This is a genomic window from Gemmatimonadota bacterium, from assembly GCA_009692115.1.
In the GTDB taxonomy this organism is placed as follows: Bacteria; Gemmatimonadota; Gemmatimonadetes; order Gemmatimonadales; family GWC2-71-9; genus SHZU01.
This window is the reverse complement of the sequence record SHZU01000003.1, coordinates 186,499-207,031: the sequence shown is the minus strand read 5'-3', so window position 1 is coordinate 207,031 and position 20,533 is coordinate 186,499. Positions and strand designations below refer to the sequence as shown.

Annotated in this window: 21 protein-coding genes; all 21 read left to right on the top strand. The window is 65.6% G+C overall.

The annotated features are described in order from the left end of the window. The first annotated feature begins 7 nt into the window (after positions 1-7). The 21 genes from EXR94_05285 (at position 8) to xerD (ending at position 20,509) form a co-directional block, all read left to right on the top strand. Positions 8-1,570, top strand: a complete 1,563-nt coding sequence (locus EXR94_05285) for an NADH-quinone oxidoreductase subunit M (protein MSR02140.1) — start codon at positions 8-10, stop codon at positions 1,568-1,570. After that, positions 1,567-3,069, top strand: a complete 1,503-nt coding sequence (locus tag EXR94_05280) for an NADH-quinone oxidoreductase subunit N (GenBank protein MSR02139.1) — start codon at positions 1,567-1,569, stop codon at positions 3,067-3,069. Before EXR94_05285 ends, EXR94_05280 begins: the two co-directional genes overlap by 4 nt. A gap of 89 nt (positions 3,070-3,158) precedes the next feature. Further along, complete coding sequence (locus tag EXR94_05275; protein ID MSR02138.1) at positions 3,159-4,529, top strand: phosphomannomutase/phosphoglucomutase; 1,371 nt, start codon at positions 3,159-3,161, stop codon at positions 4,527-4,529. Further along, entirely contained in the window at positions 4,529-6,949 is a 2,421-nt protein-coding gene (locus EXR94_05270) for a hypothetical protein (protein ID MSR02137.1), read from the top strand. The genes EXR94_05275 and EXR94_05270 overlap by 1 nt, the downstream gene beginning before the upstream one ends. 91 nt (positions 6,950-7,040) lie before the next feature. Next, the gene (locus tag EXR94_05265) at positions 7,041-8,180 is read left to right on the top strand and encodes an ADP-forming succinate--CoA ligase subunit beta (GenBank protein ID MSR02136.1); all 1,140 of its coding nucleotides are present in this window, start codon (positions 7,041-7,043) and stop codon (positions 8,178-8,180) included. After that, positions 8,177-9,049, top strand: a complete 873-nt coding sequence (gene sucD / locus EXR94_05260) for a succinate--CoA ligase subunit alpha (GenBank protein ID MSR02135.1) — start codon at positions 8,177-8,179, stop codon at positions 9,047-9,049. Before EXR94_05265 ends, sucD begins: the two co-directional genes overlap by 4 nt. A 9-nt stretch (positions 9,050-9,058) precedes the next feature. Beyond that, positions 9,059-9,490 (top strand): nucleoside-diphosphate kinase, encoded by a 432-nt coding sequence (locus EXR94_05255; GenBank protein ID MSR02134.1) that lies wholly within the window; start codon positions 9,059-9,061, stop codon positions 9,488-9,490. A gap of 42 nt (positions 9,491-9,532) precedes the next feature. Then, positions 9,533-9,994, top strand: coding sequence for a DUF177 domain-containing protein (locus EXR94_05250; protein MSR02133.1), 462 nt, complete (start codon positions 9,533-9,535; stop codon positions 9,992-9,994). Positions 9,995-10,007: 13 nt separating this feature from the next. Continuing rightward, positions 10,008-10,187: a 50S ribosomal protein L32 gene (locus tag EXR94_05245; GenBank protein ID MSR02132.1), complete on the top strand. Its 180-nt coding sequence runs from the start codon at positions 10,008-10,010 to the stop codon at positions 10,185-10,187. Between the two features lie 29 nt (positions 10,188-10,216). Further along, on the top strand, positions 10,217-11,203 hold the full coding sequence (gene plsX / locus EXR94_05240; GenBank protein ID MSR02131.1) for a phosphate acyltransferase PlsX: 987 nt from the start codon (positions 10,217-10,219) through the stop codon (positions 11,201-11,203). Beyond that, positions 11,204-12,190 (top strand): ketoacyl-ACP synthase III, encoded by a 987-nt coding sequence (locus tag EXR94_05235; GenBank protein ID MSR02130.1) that lies wholly within the window; start codon positions 11,204-11,206, stop codon positions 12,188-12,190. Next, on the top strand, positions 12,184-13,110 hold the full coding sequence (gene fabD, locus EXR94_05230) for a [acyl-carrier-protein] S-malonyltransferase (protein ID MSR02129.1): 927 nt from the start codon (positions 12,184-12,186) through the stop codon (positions 13,108-13,110). Before EXR94_05235 ends, fabD begins: the two co-directional genes overlap by 7 nt. Next, positions 13,107-13,850 (top strand): 3-oxoacyl-[acyl-carrier-protein] reductase, encoded by a 744-nt coding sequence (gene fabG, locus EXR94_05225; protein MSR02128.1) that lies wholly within the window; start codon positions 13,107-13,109, stop codon positions 13,848-13,850. Before fabD ends, fabG begins: the two co-directional genes overlap by 4 nt. Before the next feature lie 13 nt (positions 13,851-13,863). Continuing rightward, positions 13,864-14,106: an acyl carrier protein gene (locus EXR94_05220; protein ID MSR02127.1), complete on the top strand. Its 243-nt coding sequence runs from the start codon at positions 13,864-13,866 to the stop codon at positions 14,104-14,106. Further along, the gene (gene fabF / locus EXR94_05215; protein MSR02126.1) at positions 14,107-15,351 is read left to right on the top strand and encodes a beta-ketoacyl-[acyl-carrier-protein] synthase II; all 1,245 of its coding nucleotides are present in this window, start codon (positions 14,107-14,109) and stop codon (positions 15,349-15,351) included. A 94-nt stretch (positions 15,352-15,445) separates the two neighbouring features. Next, the gene (gene mqnE, locus EXR94_05210; GenBank protein ID MSR02125.1) at positions 15,446-16,591 is read left to right on the top strand and encodes an aminofutalosine synthase MqnE; all 1,146 of its coding nucleotides are present in this window, start codon (positions 15,446-15,448) and stop codon (positions 16,589-16,591) included. Next, the gene (locus EXR94_05205; protein MSR02124.1) at positions 16,554-17,441 is read left to right on the top strand and encodes a hypothetical protein; all 888 of its coding nucleotides are present in this window, start codon (positions 16,554-16,556) and stop codon (positions 17,439-17,441) included. Before mqnE ends, EXR94_05205 begins: the two co-directional genes overlap by 38 nt. Before the next feature lie 17 nt (positions 17,442-17,458). After that, the gene (gene mqnC / locus EXR94_05200) at positions 17,459-18,514 is read left to right on the top strand and encodes a dehypoxanthine futalosine cyclase (GenBank protein ID MSR02123.1); all 1,056 of its coding nucleotides are present in this window, start codon (positions 17,459-17,461) and stop codon (positions 18,512-18,514) included. After that, positions 18,511-18,993 (top strand): 2-C-methyl-D-erythritol 2,4-cyclodiphosphate synthase, encoded by a 483-nt coding sequence (locus tag EXR94_05195; protein MSR02122.1) that lies wholly within the window; start codon positions 18,511-18,513, stop codon positions 18,991-18,993. Before mqnC ends, EXR94_05195 begins: the two co-directional genes overlap by 4 nt. Beyond that, the gene (locus tag EXR94_05190) at positions 18,720-19,607 is read left to right on the top strand and encodes a DedA family protein (protein ID MSR02121.1); all 888 of its coding nucleotides are present in this window, start codon (positions 18,720-18,722) and stop codon (positions 19,605-19,607) included. Before EXR94_05195 ends, EXR94_05190 begins: the two co-directional genes overlap by 274 nt. Further along, positions 19,577-20,509, top strand: a complete 933-nt coding sequence (gene xerD / locus EXR94_05185; GenBank protein ID MSR02120.1) for a site-specific tyrosine recombinase XerD — start codon at positions 19,577-19,579, stop codon at positions 20,507-20,509. Before EXR94_05190 ends, xerD begins: the two co-directional genes overlap by 31 nt. The last annotated feature ends 24 nt before the right edge of the window (positions 20,510-20,533 follow it).

Here is a 20,533-nt window from a genome sequence, read left to right as displayed (position 1 = left end):
GGTCGCCATGATCAACTTCCTGAACTCGGTCAGCTACAACGCGTGGATTCTCCACGCCCTCCTGGCGGTGCCCCTCCTGGGGGCCCTGGCCATTTTCCTGGCGCCCGCCGGCGTGGCCAAGCGATTGGCCTTGGTGGTCACCATCGCTGAATTCGTGCTCTCGGCCGGCCTCTGGTGGTCGGTCGACACGGTCAACGGCACCATGGAACTCCTGTCGTCGACGCCATGGATCCCGGGGTGGGGCATCTCATACGCCGTCGGGATCGACGGGATTTCCCTGATGATGGTGTTGCTCACCACCATGCTGATGCCGCTGTGCGTCCTGGGCAGCTTCAACTCCATCACCCAGAAGGAAAAAGGGTACTACGCCCTCCTCCTGATTCTGACCACCGGCATGATCGGCGTGTTCATCGCCACCGACATGTTCTTGTTCTATGTGTTCTGGGAAGTCATGCTGATCCCGATGTACTTCCTGATCGGGATCTGGGGCGGGAAGAACCGGCTCTACGCGGCCCTCAAGTTCTTCGTGTACACCATGGCGGGCTCCCTCCTGATGCTGGTGGCCATTCTCGTCATGGTGCGGGTGGCGGCCGTCATGAGCGGTACCGTCTCGTTCTCGTATTTCCACCTGTTGTCCTACGCCCAGTCGCCGATCATGGGGCGGGTTGCGCCGTGGTTGTTCCTGGCCTTCTTCCTGGCCTTTGCGATCAAAGTCCCGATGTTCCCGTTCCACACCTGGTTGCCGGACGCCCACGTCGAAGCGCCCACGGCCGGCAGCGTCATCCTGGCGAGCGTGCTCCTCAAAATGGGCACCTACGGCTTCCTCCGGTTCGCCTTGCCGTTTTTTCCGAACGTGGCGTACAGCCAAGCCGTCGAGGGAATCGTGGTCACCCTCGCGGTCATCGGAATCATTTACGGGGCCCTGGTTGCGATGGTCCAACCGGACATCAAGAAACTGGTGGCCTACTCCTCGGTGAGCCATTTGGGTTTTGCGATGCTCGGGATTTGGGCCGGCAGCATTCAGGGCGTTCAAGGCGCCCTGATGGTGATGATCGGGCATGGGTTCTCGACGGGCGCGCTCTTCTTCCTGATTGGGATGCTCTACGAACGGCGCCACACTCGGGAAATCAGCGCCTACGGCGGACTGGCCCGGGTCATCCCGGTGTTCAGCCTGGTCCTCACCGTCGTTTCGCTCGCCTCGATCGGACTCCCGGGGTTGAACGGCTTCGTCGGCGAGTTCTTGGTCCTGATCGGGAGCTTCCGCGAGTACCCGGTCGCGACAGGCCTGGCCACGACTGGGGTGATCTTCGCCGCGGCCTATCTGCTCTGGGCCCTCCAGCGCCTGATCTTTAACCGGCTCGACAAGCCGGAAAACCAAACCATCCCAGATCTCACTCGCCGGGAACTGATCGTGTTGATTCCGCTGCTGGTTGGCATCGTCTGGATGGGACTCTATCCCAAACCGGTGCTCGACAAAATGGAGCCCACGGCCCGCCGCTTCATCATGACGGTGCGGGGTATGCCGGTCCCCGGCGAAGAGGTCGTGCCGATTCGTGAGGTGGCCCGATGACCGGCCTCAATCTGACGACCCCGGCCGGCACCTTGATCGCGCTCTTGCCGGAACTGGTGGTGACCGCGACCGCCTTGATCGTGCTCCTCCTCAACGCCTGGCGCCACCAGACCGCGGCGGACTCGAAGCTCGCGGGCTGGGTGGCGCTGGCGGGCATCGGGGCCGCTACGGCGGTCCTCGTGGCACTCTGGCGTGCCGGCTTGGTGGCCGAGGGGCCACCGCATATGGTGGCCCTCGACGGCTACCGTTTTGCCTCGCTGTTGCTGGTCTTGATCGCGAGCGCCGGCGCGATCCTGCTCTCACTCGACTATCTCGAACGCGAGGACTTGATCGCACCCGAGTATTACGCGCTGCTCCTCATGGCCACGTCCGGCATGATGTTTCTCGCCGGGGCCGAAGACCTGATCGTGCTATTCCTGGGCCTCGAGGTGATGTCGGTCCCGATCTACGTGCTGGCGGCGTTCAATCGCCGGAGCGTCCTCTCGGCCGAGGCCGGCATCAAGTATTTCCTGGTGGGGGCGTTCGCCTCGGCCTTCCTGCTCTATGGGATTGCCCTGGTCTACGGCGCCACCGGCCAGACCAGCCTGACGGCCGTCGGCGCCAGCATTACCCAACACGGCATGTCCCCGATGGCGGCCATTGGGGTGGCCCTGATTCTGATCGGGCTGGGATTCAAGGTCGCCTCCGTCCCGTTCCACATGTGGGCCCCCGATGTCTATGACGGTGCCCCCACGCCGGTGACCGCCTACATGGCCACCGGCGTCAAGGTGGCCGGGTTCGTCGCGCTGGTTCGCGTCCTGATGGTCGGCTTCGGCACCTCGATCGACACCTGGCAGCCGCTCGTCGGAACCCTGGCGGCGGCCTCGATGATCGTCGGCAACCTGGTCGCCCTGGTGCAGCGCTCGATCAAGCGAATGCTCGCCTACAGTTCGATTGCTCACGCCGGGTACATCCTGTCGGCGGTCTGGGCTGGCAGCCGGGCCGGGGCCAGCGCGACGTTGCTCTACTTGGGTGCTTACGTGCTAACGACGCTCGCGACCTTCGGCATCCTCGGGATCTTGGGGCGGGGCGGCGAACGGGACGTGACCGTCGATTCGATCGCCGGGCTGGCCCGCAACCGGCCCTGGATCGCCTTCGCCCTCACCATCTGCATGTTCTCGCTGCTGGGTTTCCCCGGAACCTTCGGCTTCATCGGCAAGTGGGCCATCTTGACCGCCGTGACCGCCGAGCATCATCGGCTCCTCGCGATCGTCCTCGTCCTGACCAGCTTGGTGTCGGCCGGCTACTATCTGCCGGTGGTTCGATCGATCTACATGCGGGAACCGGTGTCCGATCAAGCCCACGAAGGGGCCGTGTTGCCTCCCGCGGCTAAATGGGCCGTCGCCATCGGCGTGGTGTTGATTTTGGTCTTCGGCGTGATCCCGCAGATCCTCGTGACCGGCTCGGACCAGAGCGCGGCCTCGTTCGCGGGAACCGTTCTCGATCGGATCGGCCGCTAGATTCGGCCCGCTCCGTCGGGGTTACTACTGCCCAGTGACGCTTCGGCGTCGCTGGGCCGTATCATCCGCGGGAGAGGCGTGTCACGACCATGAACCTGCCCAGGACAATCTTCCGCCAATACGACGTCCGCGGCATCGTCGGCACGGAACTGACCCCGGAGCTCGCGCGAGCGTTAGGACGAGCCTTCGCGACCGCGGCGTGGGAACGGATGGGGCGGGCCCCGGTGCTGGCCGTTGGGCGGGACAACCGGCCCTCCGGCGACGCCCTCGCCACGGGCGTCCGGCAGGGAATCACCGACGCGGGCGGCACCGCGGTCGATGTCGGCATGGTCCCGTCGCCCGCGCTCTATTTCGCCGTGCACCACCTGAAAACCGACGGCGGCCTCCAGGTCACCGGGTCCCACAACCCGCCTGAGTTCAACGGGTTCAAGATGGTCCTCAACGGCGACTCGGTCCACGGCGACGAGATTCTCCACCTCTACGACGTCATGGTGGCGGAAACCTGGCGGACCGGATCGGGAAGCCAGCGCACCGACAGCTCGATCCTCGACGGATACCAGCAGGCCATCCTCTCCCGCCACCGGCTCGCCCGGCCGGTCAAGGTCGTGGTGGACTGCGGCAATGGGGTTGCCAGCCTGATCGCCGTTCGGACCCTGACGGCCCTGGGGTGCGAGGTGGTGCCTCTGTTCTGTGAGTCCGACGGCACCTTCCCGAATCACCACCCCGATCCGACCGTTCCCGACAACCTCGCGGATTTGATTCACGACGTCCGCCGGACCGGGGCGGAACTCGGCGTGGCCTTCGACGGCGATGGCGACCGCATCGGCGCCGTGGATGAGGACGGCAACATTCTCTTCGGCGACCAGTTGCTGGTCATCCTCGGCCGCGATGCGGTGCGCCGGTTCGGACCGGGAATCTCAGTCATCTTCGACGTCAAGTGTTCGGAAGTCTTGCCAAAGGCGCTCGCCGCCGCCGGAGCCAAGCCCGAAATGTGGAAGACCGGTCACTCCTTGATCAAAGCCCGCATGAAGGAGCTCCAGGCCCCGCTGGCCGGCGAGATGAGCGGACATATCTTCTTCGGCGGCGACTACCTCGGCTACGACGACGCCCTGTTTGCGGCCGCCCGGCTCCTCGAGATCGTCGCTTCGGAACCGTTCGGCCTGAAGCGCCTGATCGCCGATCTCCCGCGCACCTTCGCAACCCCCGAGCTCCGGGTCGACTGTCCCGACGACGTCAAGTTCGGGATCGTTGAAAAGGCATCCGCCCATTTCCGCTCGCTCTACCCGGTCAACCCGATCGACGGGGTGCGGATCGCCTATCCCGACGGCTGGGCCTTGCTTCGGTCCTCCAACACCCAGCCCGTGCTGGTGATGCGGTTTGAGGCAACCAGCCAGGAGGCATTGAACCGGTACCATGCCGAAATGCGCGCCTGGCTGGCCGACCAAGGTATCGAGGCCTGATGGTCATGCCGCGCGGGCGACGGCGTCTCGTGGTCGCCGTGGCCACCGTCGTCTCCACCTTGGTGCTCGGCCGGTGGACGGCCGAGTTCGCCACCGAGCGCCTCTGGGAGGCCCGCGTCTCCGAGTCGGCCGCATTGGTCGGGACTCGGTTCGCGATCACCACCGGCGCCCTCGAGCTCCTGGGCCTGGTGGTGGCCATCTCGTGGTTCGTCGGCCACTTCGTCTGGGTAACTCGGTCGATCCTGCTCCAGACCGGCGAGGTCCCCAAGCCCCTCAGCCGCTTCTCGGAACGGTCGGTTTATGCCGTGGCCGCGGGAGTGGGAATCATCGCCGGCGTCGGAGTCGGTGGCGGCACCGGCACCTGGCTGCTGCCGGCCCTCCTCGCCTCCGAGGGCGTCCGGTTCGGCGTCCCGGACCTTCTGCTCCAAGTGGACCTCGGGGTCTTTGCCGCGTTACTCCCGCTCTGGGAACTCCTCTACGACCGGGCGGCGACGACGGTGATCCCGTCGCTCGTCATGATCGTCTTCATCAACACCCTCGGCGGCACGATGCGGATCGCCGATCGCCGCCTTTGGCTCGCGCCGCAGTCACGGCTCCAGCTTGGCGTCCTGCTCATCGCCACCGCCGGGTTGATCGGGTGGCACTTCGCCTTGGAGCCGTACCGGTTGGCCGCCACCCGGAGCGCCTCCATCGCACCGTCCGAGTTTCTGCTCCGGACCACCATCGCCGAATTGACCGTGCTCTTCGCCGCGACCGCGGCGGTCTTGACGCTGCTCTGGACCCTCAAGTTCCGGTTCGTCATCGCGCTGACTGGGTGGGTCGGTCTGGGCCTCGCGGTCCTTGGCGGCAACATCTTGGTCCAGTCGCGCGTCACGGAAACCCCGATCGGCCTTGCCGAACTTTCCCAACTTCGGGGCGTCGATTCAGTGGCCTACTCCATCCCCCTCGTTGAGGGGAGCGCTCGAATTCCGGATACCCTCGGTCCGTCGATCTGGGACGCGGAAGCCCTCGGCCGGCTCGCCACCGGCGACAGCAACCGGGTGCTCGATGTCGTCCCGGGGATGGTCGAGGTCGGCGCCGCCCCAACCCGGATCTGGTTTGTACTTCGGAGCCGGCCCCTCGGCGACCCGTCCTTGGTTGCGGTGGCCGACCACCTACCGGGACCGAACGGCGGGCTGACCTCGCTCCGATGGGGTGATGATGCGTTTGCGCCGGGAATCGTCCCATACGTCACCCTGTCGCGTCACCACGCGGCGCCCGGGGCGCCGGAGTTCGATCTCGACCCGGCGGCAGCCGGCGTCGCCCTGTACAGCACGCCTCGCCGGATCGCCTTGGCGTGGGCGCTGCAACATGGACCGGTGCTCCGGGCCGGACCGAGCCAGCGCTTGGCGTGGCGCCTCGACCCGGTCAGCCGGCTCCAGGGTATTGCGCCCTTCGCCGATTGGGGCCGGCCGCGCCCCACGGTCGTCGACCGCGATGTCTACTGGGTGTCCGATGGCTACCTGACCGTTGATCGCTTTCCGTCGAGCCGGACGGTAGCCTGGCGGGGCCGGGACGTCGGGTCGGTCCGGGCCGGTTTCGTTGGGGTGGTCCGAGCCAGGGGCGGGGAGGTCCGCGTGTATCTCCGGCCGGACGCCGATTCCCTGGCCACGGCGTGGGCCCGGCTCGCGGCCCCGCTGATTGAGCCGGCCTCGGCGCTGATGCCCGCGATTGGGGCGCAACGGGGCCTCCCGCCCGAGTTGCTTGATATCCAAGCTCAGGTCCTTCAAGGACCCGGCTGGCTCGGGCGCTCGGTGGCCTCCATGGGGCGCCAGAGCAGCCCGGTCAGTGAATCGTCCCGAAGCGGGCTCGCCATCGATCCCTATCGCATCCCGTTCGGAGGCGACGACGGCACCCGGGTCACGACCCTCTTGGTCGCGCCGGCGGGGCCCCGGGGCCTTGGCTGGGTAACCGTGGAGGACACGCTCTCGTCGGTTCCCGCGCCGCGGGAGCTCCAGCAGCGCTGGGACCGGTTTCCTTTCTTTCAACAAATCCGGGATTCGGTCCGGGCTGCCGGAGCCGACTACCTCCCCGGCGTAATCCGGTTCTCGACCCTCGGCGACACCTTGGTGGCGTACCAACCCAATTACGCCCTCGGCATTCCGGGACAGGGCGCCCTCATCCTCGTCAATCTGGCCGTCGGCAACCGGCTCGGAGCGGGGAGGACCTACGACGAGGCGTGGCAGAACCTTCGCGGAGTCGCCGCGCCGGCGGCGGTCGGGTCGGCCGCCGGACCGCGCCTGGAGCGGGCCCGGGAGTGGCTCGACCGGGCGGAGGCCGCGCTCAAACGGGGCGACCTTCAGGACTTCGGCCTGGCCTTCGGGTATCTTCGAGCCTTGCTTCGGCCAGCCGGCGTCCCGGCCCGCGACCCTAAGCCGTAAGTCAAGGCATTGTTTAGGCTTAAGCCACCGGCTACCTTTTCCGCCCAGAACTTGCTCGCTCCCCACTAACGCTTCATTCCCCGGGGGGAATGTGAACCTCCACGAGTACCAAGCCCGCGAACTACTCAAGGTTCACGGAGTCCCGATGTTCGATGGCGGGGTGGCCTCCACCCCCGACGAGGCCACTGCAATTGCGCGCCGGCTCGGCGGCACGGTCGTCGTCAAAGCGCAAGTGCATTCCGGGGGCCGCGGGAAGGCCGGCGGGGTCAAATTGGCCCAGACCCCCGACGAAACGAAGGAACACGCCACTCGCATTCTCGGCATGACCATCAAGGGCCTGGTGGTTGAAAAGGTCTTGGTGGTTCCCGCGGCCGACATCGTCACCGAATGCTACGTCGGGTTGATCATGGACCGCGAGTCGCAACGGCCGCTGTTTATGGTGAGCCCGGCTGGAGGGGTCGACATCGAGGAAGTGGCCGCCAAGACGCCCGAGCAGATTCACCGCCTGGCGGTCGATCCCCGGTACGGACTCCTTCCGCACCAGGCGTTAGGTCTGGCCCTCAAGTTGTACCAGAACTTCGACCAAGTGCGGGCGGCCGCGAAGATCATGGAGCAACTCTACGCGGCCTTTATGGCCAACGGAGCCTCCCTGGCCGAGATCAACCCGCTCGCGACGACCCCGGACGGCAAAGTCCTGGCCCTCGACGCCAAAATCTCGATCGACGACAATGAACTCGATCGGCGCCGGGATCTCGCCGCCCTGCGCGACGAAACCGCCGAGGCTCCGAGCGAAGTTGCCGCCCGAAAGGCCAACCTCACGTTCATCAAGCTCGACGGCAATGTCGGCTGCGTCGTGAACGGAGCGGGCCTGGCAATGGCCACTATGGACCTGGTCAAGTACTACGGCGGCGAACCGGCCAACTTCTTGGACATCGGCGGGAGCTCCAACCCGGAGAAAGTGGTCGACGCGCTCAAGATCATCACCGCCGATCCGGCCGTGAAAGTCATCCTGTTCAATATCTTCGGCGGCATTACCCGGACCGACGACGTGGCCAACGGTATCGTAACGGCCACCCGGCAGTTCAAGGTCGAGGTCCCGATCGTCATTCGCCTGACCGGCACCAACGAGAAGGAAGCGATCAAGATTCTCGAAGGGGTCGGCATGAAAGCACTGAACGACATGGATGAGGCCGTCAAGCAGGCGGTCGCGCTCGCCAAGGGGGCCAAATGAGCATTTTCGTCAACGCCTCGACCCGCTTGGTGGTCCAAGGCATTACCGGACGGGACGGGTCGTTCCACTCGAAGCAAATGCTGGCGTATGGCACCAACGTGGTCGCCGGGGTCACGCCGGGGAAGGGCGGCCAGCAATTTGAAGCCAAGGTCCCCGTATTCGATACCGTCGCCGAGGCCGTCCAAACCACCGGAGCAAACACCTCGGTCATCTATGTGCCGCCGCCCTTCGCCGCTGCGGCCATTGCGGAGGCCGCTGACGCCGGGATCGCCTTCATCGTCTGCATTACCGAGGGCATTCCGGTTCTCGACATGACGAAGGTCATGCCGTTCGTTCGGGACAAGGGCGCCCGGCTGCTCGGGCCGAACTGCCCGGGGCTCATTACCCCCGGGGTGGCCAAGGTCGGGATCATCCCCGGCAACATCTGCTTGCCGGGCCGCGTCGGTCTGGTGTCCCGAAGCGGTACCCTGACCTACGAGGTCGTCAACCAGCTCACCAAGCACGGGATTGGCCAGAGCACCTGCGTTGGAATCGGCGGCGATCCGGTCATCGGCACCAACTTCATCGACGTGCTCGCCGCGTTCCAGGCCGACCCTGACACCGACGCCATTGTCATGATGGGCGAAATCGGCGGAACGGACGAGCAGAAGGCCGCGGAATTCATTGCCCAGCAGGTGACCAAGCCGGTGGTCGGATTCATTGCCGGACAGACCGCGCCGCCGGGACGCCGGATGGGCCACGCCGGCGCGATCGTCTCGGGGTCGTCCGGAACGGCCGCCGAAAAGATCGCGGCGTTCAAAGCCGCCGGCGTCAGCGTGATGGAGCGTCCCGCCGACGTCGTTCAACTGATCCAACAGCGCCTGAAATAAGAGGATTCCATGGCTGGCCGATTGACCCTAGGAATTGTTAAGCCCGACGCGGTTGCCAAAGCCAACACCGGCAATATCATCGCCCATCTCGAACGGGCCGGTTGGAAGGTCCGGGCCGGGAAGCTGGCGCGGCTCTCCCGAGTCGAGGCGGAGGCGTTCTACGACGTGCACCGGGGCCGACCGTTCTACCAGGAGCTGGTCGACTTCATGACCAGCGGGCCGTGTTTTCCGATGGCGCTCGAGCATGACGACGCCGTCAAGGCCTTCCGGACGGCCATTGGCGCCACTGACCCCGCCGAAGCGGCCCCCGGCACCATCCGGAAGCTCTTCGCTGAATCCAAGGGGAGGAACGCGGTCCACGGCTCGGACAGCGACGAGAATGCGGCGCGCGAAATCGGGTTCTTCTTTACCGAGGCGGAGCGGGCCAATCTCTGGGGCTGAACTCCTTGTCCTAAACCTATCTCGCGGCTAGCTTTACGGGTTATGCTCCGGGTTGATATTCGAGAGATCCATCGGGGACCGGTCGAGACCAGCGGAACGGTCCCGGCCGCCGACGCCCTGTTCGAAGGGCTGGGTGTTTCATTGGCCGGGCCGCTTGCTATCGCGGGCACTCTCGAGATCACCGGTCGGGGCGACTATGTGTGGCACGGGCGCTTTGCCGGACGGGCCCAGACCAATTGCCGTCGTTGCCTGAAGGACCTCGAGGTGCCGGTCGAGTCGGCCGTGGCTGCGGTCTTTTCCGCCGACCCCGATCTCCAGGACGACCCCAGCGTGTATCCGCTCACCGAGCCGGTCGCCCATGTCGACGTGACGGCGGCGGTCCGCGAAGAGTTGGCGTTGGCGTTTTCGAAGTACCCGCTCTGCCGCGAGGACTGCGCGGGCTTGTGCCCCAAGTGTGGCGAAGATTTGAACCAGGGTCCGTGCACCTGCAACGAACCCAAGTAATCCCGAGGAGTTTATGGCCGTACCCAAGAGAAAAACCTCGAAATCGAGGAAGCGGATGCGCCGGAGTCATCATTCGGCCGCCGGCATGAAGCTGCAGAACTGCCCCCGGTGTAGCTCGCCCCGGCTCCCGCATCGGATTTGCGAATCGTGCGGGTACTACGCCGGCAAGAAGCGTCTCGAGGTCGAGGACTGAGGCAAGTGGTTCGCGTCGCGCTCGACGCGATGGGAGGCGATTGGGCGCCCACGACCGAGGTCGAGGGCGCAATTTTGGCGCTGAAGGAACTCCCACCCGGTTTTACCATTCAATTCGTCGGCCAAACCGCGCTGGTTGAGGCCGAGATCGCGAAACACTCGGGCTTCGACGCCAGCCGAATCTCCGTCGTCGAGGCGCCCGAAGTCATTGGCCCGGGCGAGCGGCCGCTCGAAGCCGTCCGCCGCAAGCAAAAAAGCAGCATCGTCGTCGGCCTGGGGCTCGAGGCCAGTGGCCAGGCCGACGTCTTCGTCTCCGCCGGCAACACCGGGGCCATGCTCGCGGCCTCGACCATGCTCCTTGGCCTCCATCCGGGGGTCGAACGGGCCACCGTCGGAGCCCTCCTGCCCACCGCCGACGGACCCGTCTTGATGTTGGACGCCGGAGCCAACCTCGACTGTTCGCCCCGGGAACTGCTCGGCTTTGCCTACCTCGGCACGATCTACATGCGGGACATTCAGCGCCGTCCCAGCCCGACCATCGGGCTGCTCAACGTCGGTGAGGAAGAGGGCAAGGGCAATGCCATCGTCAAGGAAGCCCACTTGTTGCTGAAGCAGGCCCCGGGCATCAACTACGCCGGCAACATCGAGGGCCGGGACATCCTGGGCGAGCATCACCGGATCGGCCGCGTCGATGTCGTGGTGTGTGATGGCTTCGTCGGCAATGTCGTCCTTAAGTTCTACGAATCGGTTCTGGGCCTGGTCCGCCTGTTGGCCACCCGGGAAGGCATCTGGGAGCAGCCCTCGACCCGGAAAGCGTTCCGGATGCTCGACTACTCCCAATACGGCGGATCACCGCTCCTCGGGGTCAAGGGCAATCCTATTATCTGTCATGGCAGTTCGAACGCCGACGCCATCAAGAACGCCATCCGGGTTGCGGTTCAGGCGGTCGAGAGCGAACTGTCGCAGCATATCGGCACCGAGTTCGCGTCCCACGCCCCGTCGGCAGAACCAGCGTAGATGCGAAAACCCATCGCCAGGATTGCCGGCATTGGGGCGGCGGCCCCGTCGACGGTCATCACCAATGCCGACCTCGAGAAGACCCTCGACACCTCCAACGACTGGATCGTCGAGCGGACCGGAATTCGCGAGCGCCGGGTGCTGCAGCCGAACGAGGCCCTGTCCGACCTCTTCGTGTCGGCCTCCCGGGAGGCCCTCGCCGCGGCGGGCCTCGAGATGGCCGCCATCGACACCATCATCTGCGGCACCTGTACGCCCGACCGGCGCCTGCCGTCGGCCGCCTGCGATGTCCAAGCCAAGCTGGGCGGCGGGACCGCGGCCGCGTTTGATGTCGTCGCAGCGTGTCCGGGGTGGCTCTACTCGTTGACCGTGGCCGAAGGATTGATTGCCAGTGGGGCGAGCCAACGGGTCCTCGCCATGGGCGGCGACCGGTTGTCGTCAATCGTCGATTGGCAGGACCGCAACACCGCCGTGCTGTTCGGCGACGGCGCGGGGGCCGCGGTTCTGGTTCCCTCCGTCGACAACCGGGGCATCCTCTCCACTTCGTTAGGTGCCGACGGCACCCTGGCCGATCTGCTGTACATCCCCGCCGGAGGTTCAACCGAGCCGCCGACCGAGGCCATCATTCGGGACCGGCGGCTCTTCGTCAAGATGGCGGGCCGGGAAGTCTTCAAAGTGGCGGTCCGCCGGATGGCGCAGGCCTGCCACCAAGCGCTCGGCAAGGCCGGGCTCCGGCCCCAGGATATCGACCTCCTCGTCCCCCACCAGGCCAATCTCCGGATCATCAACTCGACCGCCGGCGAGGTGGGGGTCCCGATCGAGAAGGTCGTCATCAACATCGATCGGTACGGGAATACCTCCGCCGGGACGATTCCGCTGGCCTTGGTCGAGGCCGAGCAGAGTGGCCGCCTCAAGCCTGGGATGGTGGTGCTGCTGGTCAGCTTCGGCGCCGGTTTCACCTGGGGAGCCGTGGTGGTTCGATGGTAACCGTCCTGCTATTCCCCGGGCAGGGCGCCCAGAAAGTCGGGATGGCCAAGGATTTGGCCGACCGGTTTCCGGCCGCCCGCCAAACCCTCGAGTCCATCGATCAAGCGTTAGGCTTTCCGCTCAGTCGGATCATGACCGAAGGCCCCGAGGATGCGCTCCAACAAACCAGCAACACCCAGCCCGCCATTCTCGCCCATTCCGCGGCCGTATTGACCCTGGTGGCCGGCCGGCTCGGGCCCGTCAGCGGCGCCGCCGGCCACAGCCTCGGCGAATACTCGGCCTACGTGGCCGCGGGGGCCCTGTCCGCCCTCGATGCCGCCCGGCTGGTCCGGCGCCGCGGCGAACTCATGCAAGAAGCCGGAAGCCAGCGGCCCGGCGCGATGGCGGCCGTCTTGGGAATGGCCAGCGACGAGGTCGTGGCGCAGTGTTCCGCGGTGTCAACGCCGGGCGACGTGGCCGTCGCGGCCAATCTCAACGCCCCGGACCAAACCGTCATCTCCGGCGATCCGGGCGCGGTCGACCGGGCCGGCACCGCCTGCAAAGCGGCCGGGGCAAAGCGGGTCCTCCCGCTCAAGGTCAGTGGCGCCTTCCACTCGCCGTTGATGGCCCCGGCGGTTCCGGGCCTGGCCGCCGCGCTGGCGGCCGTGCCGTTTGCCGACCCTGCCTTCCCCATCATGGCCAATGCCAGCGCCGCCGCAGTCACTACAGCCGCGCTGGCCAAACGCCGGCTCGAGGAGCAACTCACCGCCCCCGTGCGGTGGATCGAGTGCGTTCGCGCGCTCGCGGCTCTGGCCCCGGTGGTTCGATTCGTTGAGATCGGTCCCGGCAAGGTCCTCGGCGGATTGGTCAAGCGGATCGTCGATGACGCCGAGTATGTCGGTTTGGGGACGGCCGACGAGGTCGAGGCGTTCCTCCGATGACCGTCGCAATCGACCTCACCGGCCAGGTGGCTTTTGTCACCGGCAGCACCCGTGGAATCGGGCGGGGCATTGCGGCCGCGCTTCACCAAGCAGGCGCCTCCGTCGCGGTAGTAGGCCGAAATCCGGACCAAGCCGCCGCCGTGGCCTCGGAATTGGGGCCCCGGACGGTCGGGGTGGCCTGCGACGTGGCCGACCGCGCGGCGGTCGAGGCCGCGATCGCCGCGGCGGAAAAGGCCCTCGGACCGATCTCGATCCTGGTGAACAACGCCGGGCTCACCCGGGACAACCTGCTGATCCGACTGGCCGACGACGATTGGAACCAGGTGCTGGACGCCAACCTCAAGGGCGCCTTCTACACCACCAAAACCGTGATCCGCGGGATGATGAAACGCCGGGCCGGCCGGATCATCAACATCACCAGCATCGTCGGCATCACGGGCAACAAGGGCCAAGCCAACTACGCGGCCAGCAAGGCCGGGTTGATCGGCTTCACGAAGTCCGTCGCCAAGGAATACGCTAGCCGGGGGGTCACGGCCAATTGTGTCGCCCCCGGCTTCATCGAGACCGACATGACCGCCGCCTTGCCTCAAGAGGCCAGGGACGCGTTATTATCTCAAATCGCGCTCGGCCGGCTGGGGCAACCCTCCGACATTGCCGGTGCGGTGCTCTTCCTCGCTTCCGATCTTGCCCGCTACGTCACCGGTCAGGTGCTCGTCGTGGACGGAGGCATGGTCATTTAACGTAGGGGATGACATGAGCGACATGGTCGAGAAGGTGAAAGACATCATTGCCGAAGAACTCGGCGTCGAACGGGAGAAGCTCACCGACGGGGCGAGCTTCATGGAAGATCTTGGGGCCGATTCGCTCGACACGGTCGAGCTGGTCATGGCGTTCGAGAAAGAATTCGACATCGACATCCCGGACGAGGAGGCTGAAAAGCTCAAGACCGTCGGCGAGGCGTTGACGTATCTCCAGGAGAAGATGGGGAGCAAGTAAGTGAAGCCAGCACGCGTCGTGGTGACCGGGCTGGGGGCATTGACCCCAGTCGGTCTGACGATGGACGACACCTGGACCAATTTGCTGGCCGGAAAATCCGGGGCCGGGCCGATCACCAAGTTCGATCCGAGCCGGCTCCAGGTCCGGTTTGCCTGCGAAGTCAAAGGGTTTGATCCGCTCGTCTACATCGATCGGAAAGAAGCCCGCCGGTACGATTTGTTCCTCCAGTTGGCCCTCGGAACCGCCCATCAGGCCATTACCCAGGCCGGGCTGGAGGGCAAGTTCCCCGACCCGCTGCGAACCGGCGTCATCATCGGGAGCGGGATCGGCGGGATGATGACGTTCGAAGAGCAGTGCCGGGCGTATATCGAGAAAGGGCCGGATCGGGTCTCCCCCTTCTTCGTCCCAATGTTCATTCCCGACATCGCCGCCGGCATGGTGTCGATCCGCTACGGCCTCAAAGGGCCAAACTTCTGCACGGTGTCGGCCTGCGCCTCGTCGGCGCATGCCATCGGCGAAGCCTACGACCTGATTAAACACGGCAAGGCCGTGTGCATCGTCGCCGGCGGCGCCGAAGCGGCAATCACCGGGTTGGCCATTGCCGGATTCCAGAACATGAAGGCGCTCTCCACCAGGAACGAGGCGCCCGAATTGGCCAGCCGGCCCTTCGACCAAGGCCGCGACGGCTTCGTTCTCGGCGACGGCAGTGCCTCGGTCGTCCTGGAAAGCCTCGAGCACGCCATGTCGCGCGGCGCCACGATCCTTGGTGAGGTCGTCGGGTACGGCATGAGCGGCGATGCGCATCACATGACCGCCCCCGCCCCCGACGGCGAAGGGGCCCAGCGGGCCATGCGAGACTGTCTGGCCGATGGCGGGATTGACCCCTCCATGGTTGGGTACGTCAATGCCCACGGCACCTCCACGCCGTTGGGCGACGTCGCCGAGACCACGGCCGTCAAGACCGTCTTTGGCGACCATGCCTCCAAACTGGTGTTCGGGTCGACCAAATCGATGACCGGCCACCTGTTGGGCGCGGCCGGGGCGCTCGAGTTTGCCGTCTCGCTGAAGGTGGCAACCACCGGCAAAGTCCCGCCGACGATCAACCAGGTCACCCCCGACCCAAACTGCGACCTGTTTTCGGCCCCGAACGTCCTGATCGACCGCGAGGTCGATGTCGCCATTTCCAATTCCTTCGGCTTCGGCGGTCACAACGTGACGTTGGCGGTCCGGCGATTCCATCCCTGATTCCCCGAACCAAGGTCCAGCGCTCCCTCTCTGCCGCAAGAACGACTAGATTACTGTTCGCCTCACGTAAGTGTATTTCCTCAACGGAGATAGCATGTTTGCCGCGCCCGATCCGGCCCGCTTTAAAGACCCAGCGCTGCGGCCCATCGCTGACAAGGTGTTCGCCGGCCGCCGGCTTGATCCCGCCGATGGGATCGCCCTGTACCAGACCCATGACATCTTGAGTTTGGGGGCGCTGGCCGAGTGGGCCAACTACCAGAAGAACGGCGATCGGGTGTTCTTCTCGGCCAATCAGCACCTCAACCCGACCAACGTCTGTATCCTCCGGAACACCTGCGTGTTTTGTTCCTTCGCCCGGATGCCGAAAGAGGAAGGGAGCTACACCCGGAGCCTCGAAGAGGTCTACCACGAAGCCGAGGCGGCCAGCGGGGGCGTGACCCGCGAGTTCCATATCGTTGGCGGACTCCATCCCAAGCTGCCCCTGAGTTACTACGCCGATATGTTCCGCGGCCTCAAGGAGCGCCATCCGCACGTGCACATCAAGGCGCTCACGGCGGTCGAGATTGCCCACTTGGCCCGGATCGAAAAGACGACCGTGGCGGACGTCCTGATCCGGCTCCGGGAAGCCGGCCTCGACACCATGCCGGGTGGTGGCGCCGAAGTATTCAGCACCGCGGTCCGGGCCACCATCGCCGAGCGAAAGCTCACTGGCGACGAGTGGATCACGGTACACCGGACGGCCCACGGGCTCGGCATTCGGACCAATTGCACCATGCTCTATGGCCACGTCGAGACCGCCGCCGATCGGATCGAGCACCTGACGATGCTCCGGGATCTCCAGGGCGAGACCGGCGGTTTCCTGACCTACATCCCGCTGGCCTACCACCCCGACAACAATGAACTCGGCACCGAAATGGGCCGGGCGGGGTCCGCCACGACCGGCTATGAAGATCTCAAGAACATCGCCGTCGGGCGGCTCTACTTCGACAACATCGACCACATCAAGACCCACTGGCCGATGGTGACACCGTTCATGTCCCAGGTCGTCCTTCAGTTCGGATGTGACGATCTCGAGGGCACCGTGGTCTTCGAGCGCGTCTACCACGAGGCCGGCGCCCAAACCCAGATGCTGATGCCGTACCGCGCCTTAGTCGACATGATTCAAGGCGTCGGCAAACGACCGGTCGAACGCGACGCACTCTATCAACCGGTCCGGACCGACTTCGCCGAGGCCGCGTAGCCGAGTGCCGAGCGCCGAGCGCCGAGTGCTGAGATTGGGCCGAATCCCCTGGATCAATTGCTTTCCAATCTATGGCGCGATGGACCGCGGCATCGTCGCGCCCCGGTCGGAGTTGATTAGCGGAACGGCGGCCGAACTGAACGACTTGCTGGCGGCCGGCGAACTCGGCCTGAGTGTCGTATCGGCGGTCGAATACGCCCGGAACGCCGCGGCGTACCACCTGCTCCCCGATCTCGCAATCAGCTGCGACGGCCCGGTCCAGAGCGTGGCGCTGTTCAGCAAGCGGCCGGTGCATGAGCTCGACGGGGCCACGGTGCTCCGCACGGCCTCATCCCGGACGTCCATCCTGTTGCTCGAGTTGTTGTGCCGCCATCGATGGCGGGTCGCCCCGAAATTCGCCACGGTCCGGGCCGAGTCATCCGACCTGACCGCCCTCGCGGGCTTCCCGCATGAAGCGGTACTCGTCATCGGCGATGCCTGTCTGGTGCTGGCCTCCCAATCGGCCTACCCGTACATGACCGACTTGGGGCTGGCCTGGAAAGAATGGACCGGGCTGCCGTTCGTCTTCGCGGTGTGGGCCGCCCGGCGGGACACGGACCACCGGACCGCCCAGATCGTGCATCAAGCGCTCCTGGAATCGCGGGCCTGGGGCCTCGATCATCTCGACGAACTAGCGGACGCCGCGGCGTTGGCCACCGGTATTTCACGGTCCGTCGTGCGGGCCTACTTCGGCGATCTCGACTACGCCCTGTCCTACCGGCACCTTGCCGGTCTCACGGACTTCTTCCGGCGGTTGGCCCAAGATGGGTTGGTCCCGGACGGCTCGCTCTCGTTCATCACGGCCGCCTAAGCGTCAAGGAATTGCCCATGATCGTCGATCGTACCGACAGCGAATTCGAGCAGTATCTCGAGCTCTATGAGAAAGCCCCGCTACTCGAACTGGGCCGGTTGGCCGACGCCGAGCGCTATCGGCATCATCCCGAGGAAGTGGTCACCTACATCGTCGACCGCAACATCAACTACACCAACGTCTGCGTCGCCGATTGCAAGTTTTGCGCGTTCTACCGCCGGCCAAAGCACGCCGAGGGCTACGTGTTGCCGTTCGAGAAGATCGGCGAGAAGATCGACGAGTGTAAGGCAATTGGCGGCGTGCAAATCCTCTTGCAGGGCGGCCACAATCCCTACATTCCGTTCGACTGGTATCTCGAACTGATGCGGTACATCAAAGCCAATCATCCGATTCACATCCACGGCTTCTCGCCGTCCGAGATCGTGTTCTTCAGCGAGCGGTTCGGGTTGTCGGTGGCAGAGGTCGTTCGGCAACTGAAGGACGCCGGACTCGACAGCATCCCGGGCGGCGGCGGCGAAATTCTCGTCGATGCCGTCCGCGAACGGGTCGCCAAGAAGAAGGCCCAGACCGACGAGTGGTTGGGCGTTCAGGAGGAGGCCCACCGGCAGGGCATGAAGACGTCAGTTACCATGATGTACGGCCTGGGCGAATCCAACGCCGACCGGATCGAGCACCTGTTCCGGGTCCGTGACGTCCAAACCCGGACCGGCGGCTTCACCGCCTTCATCTGTTGGCCGCTCCAGCCCGACGGCACCGACATGGCCGACCAGCCGAAGACCGACGCCGTCACCTACCTTCGGACGCTGGCCATCAGCCGGATCATTTTGGCTAATGTGCCGAATCTCCAGTCGTCGTGGGTCACGATGGGGCTCAAGGTGGGGCAGGTGGCCCTGCGGTTCGGGGCCAATGATTTCGGCAGCCTGATGATGGAGGAAAACGTCGTTTCGGCGGCCGGGACGACCCACAGCGCCACCCTTCGAGAAATGGAGCGGGCCATCAGCGACGCCGGATATCAGGTCCGCCGGCGGCGGCAGGACTACTCCTTCATCGACGAGTTCGCGGCGGTCGGCTGACCGTGCTTCGGATCGGCATCGGATACGACTCCCATCGGTTTGTCGAGGGCCGGCCGTTGATCCTTGCCGGCCAGCGGATTCCCCATCCCGAAGGGCTCGCTGGGCATTCGGACGCCGACGCGGTGGCTCACGCCATCATCGACGCGTTGCTCGGGGCCGCCGCCCTCGGCGACATCGGCACCCTGTTTCCTGATACCGATCCCGCGTGGCGGGATGCCGATTCCATGCGGCTCCTCGACCTCGCCCGGGCCCGCTTGGCCGCGGAGGGGTTCCGCCCGGTACAGGTCGACGTCACCATCATCCTCGAGCACCCCAAGCTCGGCCCTCACAAGTCCGCCATGGCCGACGCGATCCGGAGTGTCCTGGGTCTGCCGGCGGGGCGGGTCAGCCTCAAGGCAAAAACCAACGAGGGCATGGGATTCATCGGCCGGGGCGAGGGCGTTGCCGTCATGGCGGTGGCCACGGTGGAGAGTTCGTGAGCGAATCGCTGTTCCATTCGCTGGCGCAGTGGCCGCCCGCCGTCGTGTATGGATTGATCGCCGTCTCCTGCGCCATCGAGAACATCTTCCCGCCATCGCCGTCGGATGTCTTCGTTACGATTGCCGCTTTCCTCTCGCACGATGGCACCTACCGGCCGCTCGCTATCTTCCTGACCGCCTGGGTCGGGAGTCTGGTCGGCGCCGTGGCCGTCTACGCCGGCGCCGCCCGGTATTCTGATCGGTTCACCGCGTCGCGAGCCGGGCGGCTGATCGTGCCCCCTGCCGCCATGGCCTTCCTGCTCCAGCAATACGGGCGCTGTGGCGCCGCCGGGTTGTTCCTGACCCGGTTGCTCCCTGGGTTCCGGTCGGTGGTGGCCCCGTTTGCGGGGCTCAACCGGATCGGACCAGCCCGATTTCTGATTCCCACCGCTCTGGCCTCGGCGGTCTGGTTCGGCACCTTGACCTGGATCGGCGCCCGCCTCGGCGACCAGTGGGAAGTCGTGATTCGGGTGCTCAACTCGATCTACTCCACGTTAGGCGCCGCCTCCGGCATCCTCGTGGTCCTTCTCGTAGCCGGGTTTCTCTGGTGGCGACGACGCACCCCGGTGGTGTGACCGACGAGCAGTCTCGGCGGTTCGCCCTCGAGGGGTTCCGGGACTACCTCGCGCTGGAGGCCGGTGCCAGCCGCCACACGGTCGACAACTACCTTCGCGACCTTCGGCATATGGTCGGATTTTTGGCGGGGCGGGGCATCGAACGGCCGCCGGCGGTCACCCGAACCCACCTTCGCGAGTTCGTCTTTGCCCTCAAGGACACCGGGGCCAGCCCCGCGACGATCCGGCGGCACGTCTCGAGCCTCCACACCTACTTCGGCTTTCTGATCGGGGAAGGGGCCACCACCGAAGATCCGAGCGACCGGCTCGAGACCCCGCGCAAAGGCCGGAAACTCCCGAGCGTGTTGTCGGTCCCGGAAATCGACGCCCTCTTGATCGCCCCGCCGATCGACGATCCGCTCGCCTGGCGCGACCGGACCCTGCTTGAACTCGGGTATGGTGCCGGGCTCCGGGTTTCCGAACTCTGCGACCTCCGGCTCGAGGACCTTTTTCTCGGCGACCATTTAGTCCGGGTCATCGGCAAGGGAGACAAACAAAGACTCGTGCCCATCGGCCGGAAGGCCATCTCGGTCGTAGCCCTCTACCTCAACTCGATTCGGCCCAATCTCGATCGCGGCCAGACCCGGGGACGACTCTTGCTCAACTTCCGGGGCCAGCCGCTCAGCCGGGTGGGGGCATGGGGAATAGTAAAGCGCACCGCCACGCGGGCCGGGATCAAGAAACGGGTCACCCCCCATACCCTCCGGCACAGCTTCGCAACCCACCTGCTCGAGGGCGGGGCCGACCTTCGGGCGGTCCAGGAAATGTTGGGGCACGCCGACCTGTCGACGACCCAGATCTACACCCATGTCGACCGAGAGTACCTCCGCTCCGTCCACCTCCAGTTTCACCCCCGCGGATAGTTTGAAACCCAGGTCACTGGGGCT